Origin of the sequence: Peterkaempfera griseoplana (assembly GCF_001418575.1) — a bacterium.
Taxonomy (GTDB): domain Bacteria; phylum Actinomycetota; class Actinomycetes; order Streptomycetales; family Streptomycetaceae; genus Peterkaempfera; species Peterkaempfera griseoplana.
This window is the reverse complement of the sequence record NZ_LIQR01000075.1, coordinates 1-8,218: the sequence shown is the minus strand read 5'-3', so window position 1 is coordinate 8,218 and position 8,218 is coordinate 1. Positions and strand designations below refer to the sequence as shown.

The 8,218-nt window shown below is 73.1% G+C and carries 8 protein-coding genes; 5 read left to right on the top strand and 3 right to left on the bottom strand.

The genetic code is table 11. The features are described from left to right. Nucleotides 1–1,352, bottom strand: a 1,352-nt coding sequence (locus AOK09_RS05910; protein WP_157875809.1) for an ATP-binding SpoIIE family protein phosphatase, incomplete at its 3' end; no start/stop codon positions are given. Between the two features lie 599 nt (nt 1,353–1,951). On the opposite strand from AOK09_RS05910, the gene ureA reads away from it, so the two are divergent. Genes ureA through AOK09_RS05895 form a run of 3 tightly spaced genes read left to right on the top strand, consistent with a single transcriptional unit; the run spans nt 1,952 to nt 5,628 of the window. Continuing rightward, nucleotides 1,952–2,755 carry an urease subunit gamma gene (ureA, locus tag AOK09_RS05905; protein ID WP_079062794.1) on the top strand — a complete coding sequence of 268 codons (804 nt, stop codon included), beginning with the start codon at nt 1,952–1,954 and terminating at the stop codon, nt 2,753–2,755. Beyond that, nucleotides 2,752–4,542 (top strand): urease subunit alpha, encoded by a 1,791-nt coding sequence (locus tag AOK09_RS05900; RefSeq protein WP_055586049.1) that lies wholly within the window; start codon nt 2,752–2,754, stop codon nt 4,540–4,542. The genes ureA and AOK09_RS05900 overlap by 4 nt, the downstream gene beginning before the upstream one ends. Before the next feature lie 30 nt (nt 4,543–4,572). Then, on the top strand, nt 4,573–5,628 hold the full coding sequence (locus tag AOK09_RS05895) for an agmatine deiminase family protein (protein WP_055586048.1): 1,056 nt from the start codon (nt 4,573–4,575) through the stop codon (nt 5,626–5,628). A 137-nt stretch (nt 5,629–5,765) separates the two neighbouring features. On the opposite strand, the gene AOK09_RS05890 is transcribed toward AOK09_RS05895, so the two are convergent. Continuing rightward, a complete protein-coding gene (locus tag AOK09_RS05890; protein WP_055586047.1) occupies nt 5,766–6,485 on the bottom strand; it encodes a hypothetical protein in 720 nt (239 codons plus the stop codon). 82 nt (nt 6,486–6,567) lie between these two features. Beyond that, the gene (locus tag AOK09_RS41255) at nt 6,568–6,999 is read right to left on the bottom strand and encodes a DUF3761 domain-containing protein (RefSeq protein WP_079062793.1); all 432 of its coding nucleotides are present in this window, start codon (nt 6,997–6,999) and stop codon (nt 6,568–6,570) included. Between the two features lie 366 nt (nt 7,000–7,365). Between AOK09_RS41255 and AOK09_RS05885 the strand changes: the two genes are divergently transcribed. Together AOK09_RS05885 and AOK09_RS05880 are read left to right on the top strand one after the other, a co-directional pair. Further along, entirely contained in the window at nt 7,366–7,725 is a 360-nt protein-coding gene (locus tag AOK09_RS05885; RefSeq protein WP_055586046.1) for a PadR family transcriptional regulator, read from the top strand. Then, on the top strand, nt 7,722–8,218 hold a 497-nt coding region (locus tag AOK09_RS05880), incomplete at its 3' end, for an HAAS signaling domain-containing protein (protein WP_407675351.1). The genes AOK09_RS05885 and AOK09_RS05880, both read left to right, overlap by 4 nt.

Sequence of the window (8,218 nt, the reverse complement as noted above, 5' to 3'; positions counted from 1 at the left end):
AGGGCGTTGGTGACCAGCTCGGAGGCGAGCAGCTCCGCGGTGTCGGCGAGTTCCGGCACGCCCCAGCGGCGCAGCGCGGTGCGCAGCTGACGTCGGACCCTGCTGACCGCGACCAGGTCGGCGGGGTCGACCGCGCGCCGCAGTCTGCGGCGGAGCACATGGTCGGCGGGGGCGTCCCAGCGGGCGAGCAGCAGGGCGAGGTCGTCGGGCCCGTCGTGCTGGCCGCGGGCCAGCTCGGCCATGGTGTCGGCGAGCGCCTCCAGATCGTCCACCGGGCTGCCGGCCAGGTGCTCGCGCAGCCCTCGCGCTCCGCTGTCCAGATCCAGGGTGCGGGAGCCCACCGCGCCGTCGGTGCAGAGCAGCAGGGTGCTGCCGGGCTCCAGCTCCATCCGGGTGACCGGGTGGCTGTGCTCGGGTTCGATGCCGAGCGGCAGACCGCCCTCGGCGGCGGGCCAGGCACTGTGTCCGTGCGGCCCGCGGACCAGCGGGCCCATGTGTCCGGCCCGTACGATCTCGGCGCTGCCGGTGAGGGTGTCCAGGTCGAGATAGGTGCAGGTGGCGAAGAGACCGGTGTCCAGGTCGGCCAGGAACCGGGACGCCCGGCCCACCACCGCCGCCGGGTCGTGGCCCTCCGCGGCGTAGGCGCGCAGCGCCGCCCTCAGCTGGCCCATCACCGCCGCGGCGTGCACATTGTGGCCCTGCACATCGCCGATGACCAGGCCGACGTGGGCACCCGGCAGCGGGATGACGTCGTACCAGTCGCCGCCGATCTCCAGCCCCTGGGTGCCGGCGCCGGTGGAGTAGCGGGCGGCGACCGTGATCCCCGGGACCTGCGGCATCCGGCGGGGCAGCATGATGCGCTGCAGCCAGGAGGCAAGGCCCTGTTCGGCGGTGATGTCGCGAATGATGCCGACGATGCGGACGGCCCGGCCGTCCGGACCGGCCAGGGCACGGCCGTGGGCGGACACCCGGCGCTGCGCCCCGTCCGGGTGGGGGATGCGCAGCTGTACGTCGCAGGGGCCGCAGGCCGCCACGGCCGCGCGTACCGCGGCGTCCAGAACCGGCAGGTCCTCGGGGAGGATCTGGGCGCGCATCCGGTCGGGGCGGTCGCCGAGGACGCCCGTGGGCAGGTCGAGGAGGCGGCGGGTCTGCTCGTCCCAGACCAGGCGGTCGGCGACGAGGTCCCAGTCGAAGGAGCCGGTGCCGGTGGCCGAGAGGGCCAGCTCCAGCCTGGCGGCACGGGAGGCCGGGTCGTCCGCCGGGTCGCCGGACGCGGTGGTCCCGGCAGGCGCCGTGGGCCCTCGGGACACCGAGGAGCTGCGCTGGAGCGGGAGCCGCGATTGACCGTCCATCAGTTACGCACCGCCCTTCCGAGCCGGCCCCGGCCGTGCCTCCTGATACCGCCGTGGCGGGGATTCCCTGAGCGGCGCGCGACACCGCGCCCAATTGCGTCATGCCCGCGTAATCCGCTGCAAATCCTGATACGCACCCCCGCAACACCCCTCGAACATCCTCAGGCCGCAACGAGCGGCTGGGCAACAGTGCACTTTCGCCATGTCTGAGGGGTCGTCGGGCCACGGGCCCGGAGGGGTTCGCAGGCGCGGATCGGCAACTGCCACGGGCACGGCGTGCCGCCGGCGGGCGACCGGGGGCCCCGGGCGCGCCGACCGTACGGGCCGCCGGGCGGGGCCGCGGTGACTTCACGGAGCCGCAGTGGCGGCGGGGTCCGCGGGGGCGCCAGGGATCTCCGTGGCCGTACGAGAGCCCTGTGGTTTCGCGGTACGCAGTGTCCCCTTGGCCGGCGGCGTCAGGCCGCCGGGTGGGTGACGGCTGCGGACGGACCGCGCGCCGAAGGACGCCGGGCGGGCGAGGCTGGACAGAGCGGCGGCATGGGAGGTTGAATGCCGCCAGCGGTTTGAACGCCGTTCTAAACCCTGCGGAACGAGGACCCGTGCGACTGACCCCCACCGAGCGGGACCGGCTGCTGATCTTCACAGCGGCCGAGCTGGCCCGCGCCCGCCGTACCCGCGGAGTGCGGCTCAACGTCCCCGAGGCGACCGCCCTGATCGCGGATGCCGTGTGTGAGGCCGCCCGCGACGGGGCGCGGCTCGCCGAGGCGATCGAGGCCGGCCGGACGGTCCTCGGAGCCGACGATGTGCTGCCGGGCGTACCCGACGTGGTGACCGTCGTACAGGTGGAGGCGGTCTTTGACGACGGCACCCGGCTGGCCGTGGTCACCGACCCCTTCCGGGGCGCGGGATCGCTCGGCGACGACGCCCCGGGGGCGGCCCTTCCGGGAGCCGGGACGGGTTATGAACCCGCCCCGGCAGCCGTACGGATCCCCGTACGCAACACCTCCGAGGTGCCCATCTCCGTCACCTCGCACTTCCACTTCTTCGAGAGCAACCCACGGCTCGCCTTCGACCGGGCCGCCGCCTACGGCACCCGGCTGGCGGTCGCCGCGGGTTCCTCGGTGCGCTTCGACCCCGGCGCCACGGTGGAGGTGGAACTGGTGCCGATCGGCGGCGCCCGGGTCGCCATCGGTTTCGCCGGGCTGGTCGACGGGCCGCTGGACGCACCCGGTGCCAAGGAGACGGCGCTCGCCCGGGCGCGGGCCACCGGTTATCTGACCACGATCGACGGCGACCACAACGACCACGGCCGTGACCGCGACCGCGGAACCGGGGCGGGTACCCGGCAGCCCGACGCCGACGGAGGCAGCGGCAGCAGCAGCGAGGGGAGCAGCCAGGCATGAGGTCCTCCAACGCGGAGCTCACCGGTGGCGGCGGCAGCAGTCTCCACGGCGGTATCGACCCGCACGACTACATCGCCGTCCATGGGCCGCGGGCCGGAGACCGGATCCGGCTCGGCGACTCGGGGCTGATCATCCGGGTGGAGTCCGACTCCCAGGCCCCCGGTGAGGAGTTCCTGGCCGGCTTCGGCAAGACCGCCCGCGACGGCCTCCACCTCAAGGCCGCGGCGGTCCGCGACACCTGCGACGTGGTGATCAGCAACGTCACCGTGATCGATGCCGTCCTGGGCATCCGCAAGACCTCGATCGGGCTGATCGGGGGCCGGATCGCCGCCGTCGGCCGGGCCGGCAACCCGGACACCCTGGACGGCGTGGACGTCGTCGTCGGCACCGGGACCACCATCGTCTCCGGCGAGGGCCTGATCGCCACGGCCGGCGCCGTGGACACCCATGTCCATCTGCTCTCCCCGCGCATCATGGAGGCCTCCCTCGCCTCGGGTGTGACCACGATCATCGGCCAGGAGTTCGGGCCTGTCTGGGGAGTCGGGGTCAACTCGCCCTGGGCGCTGCGGCATGCCTTCAACGCGTTCGACGCCTGGCCGGTCAACATCGGCTTCCTTGCCCGCGGTTCCTCCTCGGACGACGCTCCTCTGGTGGAGGCGCTGGCCGAGGGCGGTGCCTCCGGCTTCAAGGTGCACGAGGACATGGGCGCCCACACCCGCGCCCTGGACACCGCCCTGCGGGTCGCCGAGGAACACGACGTCCAGGTCGCCCTGCACACCGACGGGCTCAATGAGTGCCTCTCCGTGGACGACACCCTGGCCGTCCTCGACGGCCGCACCATCCATGCCTTCCACATCGAGGGCTGCGGCGGCGGACATGTCCCCAACGTTCTGCGCATGGCCGGCGTGCCCAACGTCATCGGCTCGTCCACCAACCCCACACTGCCCTTCGGACGGGACGCGCTCGGCGAGCACTTCGGCATGATCGTCTCCGCTCATGCCCTCAAGGTCGACCTCCCCGGCGATGCCGCCATGGCCCGCGACCGGATCCGCGCCGGCACCATGGGCGCCGAGGACGTACTGCACGACCTGGGCATGATCGGCATCACCTCCTCGGACGCCCAGGGCATGGGCCGCGCCGGCGAGACCGTACGCCGCACCTTCGCCATGGCCGGCAAGATGAAAGGCGAACTCGGCCTGCTGGACGGGACCTCCTCCCTCGGTGAGCGTGACGGCGGCGACGACAACGAGCGGGTGCTGCGCTACATCGCCAAGCTCACCATCAACCCCGCCATCGCCCATGGACTCGCCCATGAGATCGGCTCGCTGGAGGTCGGCAAGCTCGCCGACATCGTGCTCTGGCGCCCCGACCACTTCGGCGCCAAACCCCAGCTCGTCCTCAAGGCCGGGTTCCCCGCCTACGGCGTGGTCGGCGACCCCAACGCCTCCACCGACACCTGCGAACCCCTGGTGCTGGGCCCGCAGTTCGGTGCCCATGGAGCCACCGCCGCCGATCTCTCCGTCGCCTTTGTGGCCCAGGCGGCCGCCGACACCGCCGACCCCGGCGCCTCCGGCATGGCGCACCGCCCCGGCGACACCCTGCCCACCCGACGCCGCCGGGTGGCCGTCCGCGGCACCCGGGGCATCGGCCCACGGAGCATGGTCCGCAACGGACGCACTGGCGAGGTCCGCGTCGACGCCGCCACCGGCCTGGTCACCCTCGACGGCGCCCCACTGCGCTCCGAACCGGCCGACAGCGTGTCGCTCAGCCGCCTCTACTTCCTCTGACCCCTCACTGATCCACCCCCGGGAACCGCAATGAACCTCCCCACCCCCGCCGAACTCGGCTTCTCCATGCCTGCCGAATGGCGCCCCCACGCCCGCACCTGGATGGCCTTCCCCACTCCCAACGACACCTTCGGCACCGACCCCGCCGACGGTGGAGACCTGGATGTTGCCCGTCGCGCCTGGGCCACCGTCGCAGACACCATCGTGCGCCATGAGCCGGTGACTCTCATCGTCAATATTGGGGAAACCGAGACCGCCCGCCGCTATGTCTCCACCGCGGTGGAGATCGTCGAACGGCCGCTCAACGACGCCTGGATGCGCGACATCGGCCCCACGTTCCTGGTCGACGGCAAGGGCGGACTGGCCGCCGCGGACTGGATCTTCAACGGCTGGGGCGCCCAGTCCTGGGCCTCCTGGGACCACGACCAGCACATCGCCGAGCAGATCACCGGCCTCAGCGGCGCCCGCCGCTTCGCCTCCCGGCTGGTCAACGAGGGCGGCGGCATCCATGTGGACGGCGAGGGAACCGTGCTGGTGACCGAGACCGTCCAGCTCGACCCGGGCCGCAACCCCGGCTGGACCAGGGAACAGGTGGAGCAGGAGCTCCACGCCCACCTCGGCACCAGCAAGGCGATCTGGCTCCCGCGCGGCCTCACCCGCGACTACGACGAGTTCGGCACCCGCGGCCATGTGGACATCGTCGCCGCATTCCTCAAGCCCGGCCTGGTCGCCGTCCACAGCCAGCCCGACCCGGCCCACCCCGACCACGAGGTCGGCAAGGAGATCGCCGCCCTGCTGCGTGCCTCCACCGACGCCCACGGCCGCCCGCTGGAGGTGGTCGAACTGGCGGCCCCCACCGTGCTGCACGACGACGCCGGGGAGCCCGTGGACTACTCCTACATCAACCACTACCTGGCCAACGGCGCCGTGGTGCTCTGCGCCTTCGACGACCCGCGCGACCAGGCCGCCGCGGACGTCTTCGCCAGGGTCTTCCCGGAACGGAAGGTCGAACTGGTCGACGCCAGGCCGATCTTCGCCAACGGCGGCGGCATCCACTGCATCACCCAGCAGCAGCCGCAGGTGTGAGGAGCCGGCAGGTCGATCTGGCCTGCCGGGCCGGCCCCTGACCGGCTGACAGCGCCCGGCAGGAGCCGGCGGACGGCAGCGAAAGGACCGGAGCCGGACCACTCGCACCCCCGGGGTGCTCATGCAGGGCCCTGGGGTCAGCCCTGCCCGGCGTGGATCCAGACCCGCAGCCCGCCGACCGGCTCGAAGCCGTGCCGCACCGCCGCCGCCAGGTCGTCGCCGTGCTCGTAGCCGACCACCGGCAGGGCGGGGAACAGCTGGTGGAGCATGTCCAGGACGCCCGGCCAGGCCGTGTCAGGGCCTCCGTCGAGTGCGAACACATTGGAGACTCCGACCACCTGGTCGCTGCGGCTCGCCACAGCACCGGCGACCACCCGGCCCTCGGCGGAGCGCCCGGCGAGCACGAAGGTGTCCGGGTCGCCGAGCAGCGCGGGGCGGAACAGGTCCGCGTTGCCGCCCCCGTTGTCCCAGGCCAGCGCCCAGGCGCGCAGCACGTCCGGGTCGCCGGCCACGTCCCAGACGAGGCCGGAGGGGTTCGCGGGCGCGTCCGCCGGGCGGTGGATCCACTGCGCGTCCAACAGCACCTGGAAGCCGGCCTCCGTCAGGTCGAGGTCGGCGAAGCTGTCCTTGACGGAGGCGCCGGGCACGGCGGTGTCGATCCCGGCCACCAGCGCGGCCGGGTCGGCGCCGGGCACGAGCGTCACCGCGTCCGGGTAGTACAGCGGAGTGCGGGCCGGGGCGGCCCACGCCTGCGCCCCGAACTCACCCGCCACACCGTGCGTTCGGCTCATCACCGCGCACCACTCCGCGTTGTTGCGGGCTGCGGCCTGGGACAGGGACTGCTTCGACGTCGTCACAGATGCGGATCATGGCCTGGCACGGCCCGGCTCCGCACCCCCTTTTCACGGTCCGCCACGCCCGCACCCCGCCGGGCGATGGTCACTTGTACCAGACCGCGACGCCGTGGTGGTGGGAGCACGTGCCCCGGTGGTGCGCGCTGAAGGAGAGGGTGCCGTCGTTGCAGAGCGCGGTGGCGCCGCCGTGGTCGTCCACCGGCGGAGCGGTGGTGTGGTGGACCACCGGAGTGTGCCGGACGGCAGGCCTGTGCGTGGTGCGCCTGGGCGCGGGCACCGTCGGCTTCCGGGTGTGCGGAGCGGTGGTGTGGTGAGCGGCTGACGGTGTCGTACTGGGACTCAGGCTCGGGCTCGGGCTTGAGGTGGCGCTCGGGCTCGGACTCGGGGTCGTGGAGGCCGAGGAGCTCGCCGACGCCGCGGTGACCACGGCCGTGGTCGTGGGGGTCGTGGACCCGCAGGCCGTCGCGGTGAGCAGGGCGACGGAGACGGCGAACAGGGCCGGGACGGTACGGCGCATGGCGCATTTCCCCCAGGTCGGTCGGTTCAGGTCGGGCGGTTCAGGCTGCGCGGTTCAGGTCCGGCGGTGGTGTCCGGGGGCTGAGCGTGTCAGTGCCCCACGGGGAGTGTGATGGTTTCAAGGAGGTTGTGACCATGCCGTGATGACCCCTGGCGAAGGCCCGCCAGCGCGGCGACCCCCGCCCCGGCAGGCGCCGTACGCACGGGAGTTCGCTGCGCGACGGCAGCCGGAGAAGCACCGGCCCCCGCAACCGCACGGTAGGCACCGGCCGTCCTCCCAGAGACCTGCCGCCCAACCCCCACCCACGCCCCCAGGCCCGGCCTACGGCGATTGCACTACCTTTCACCGCAAGGTATCTTGCGTCGCATGGTAGTAGTTCCTGGAGGGGAGCGTACGGTCGTCAGCCAACTGCGGCGGGGCGTACTGCAGTTCTGTGTCCTCGCGCAGCTGCGCGACGGTGAGAAGTACGCCTACGAGCTGGTGCGCGAGCTGGGCGCCGCCCATGGCCTGGCCACCAGCGAGGGCACCATCTATCCCCTGCTCTCCCGGCTGCGGAAGCTGGAGTGGGTCTCCTCCTCCTGGCAGGACTCCGAGACCGGGCCGCCGCGCCGCTACTACGCCCTGACGCCCGCCGGGCGCGAGGCGCTGCAGTCCTTCACGGCCGAGTGGGAGCCGTTCAGAACCGCCGTAGACACCCTCCTGGAGCACAAGGAGAACCACCGATGACCCCGGTCCGCAAGCAGCTCGTCTCGGAGTACCTGCGCCGCCTGGACAACGCCTGCTCCCTCCTGCCGCCCCCGCGATGCCAGGAGCTCCCGCAGGAGATCCGCGAACACATCGACGCCGCCCTGGACGAGGCGGAGGTGCTGGACGCCGACACGGTGCGGGCCGTCCTGGAACGCCTGGGCCAGCCGGCGGACATCGTCGCCGCCGAACTCCAGGCCACCCCCGCGGGAGGCCTTCCGGCCGTCACCTCCGAGGGCCGACCGGCCGCCGGCAGCGACGCCCAGCCGGTCACCGCCCTGCCTCCGGCAGCCCCGGCCACCGCGCCGTTCCCTCCGCCGCCCACCGCCCCACCTGCCACCCCCGCGGTCCTGGCCGAGCCGGGCAGGCTCCGGGGCCCTGCCGTACGCCGCGCCCTGCTCGGCGCCGCCGCGGCGTCGGTGGTCCTGCTGGCCATGCTGGCTTTCGGCTTCACGTCCGCCTCGAACGGTTCCGC

Excerpts from the sequence above, each read along its gene's own strand:
- AOK09_RS41255 (WP_079062793.1), bottom strand. The coding sequence starts at position 6,999 with ATGCGCCGTACCGTCCCGGCCCTGTTCGCCGTCTCCGTCGCCCTGCTC.
- AOK09_RS05895 (WP_055586048.1), top strand. The coding sequence starts at position 4,573 with ATGAACCTCCCCACCCCCGCCGAACTCGGCTTCTCCATGCCTGCCGAA.
- AOK09_RS05900 (WP_055586049.1), top strand. The coding sequence starts at position 2,752 with ATGAGGTCCTCCAACGCGGAGCTCACCGGTGGCGGCGGCAGCAGTCTC.
- AOK09_RS05885 (WP_055586046.1), top strand. The coding sequence starts at position 7,366 with ATGGTAGTAGTTCCTGGAGGGGAGCGTACGGTCGTCAGCCAACTGCGG.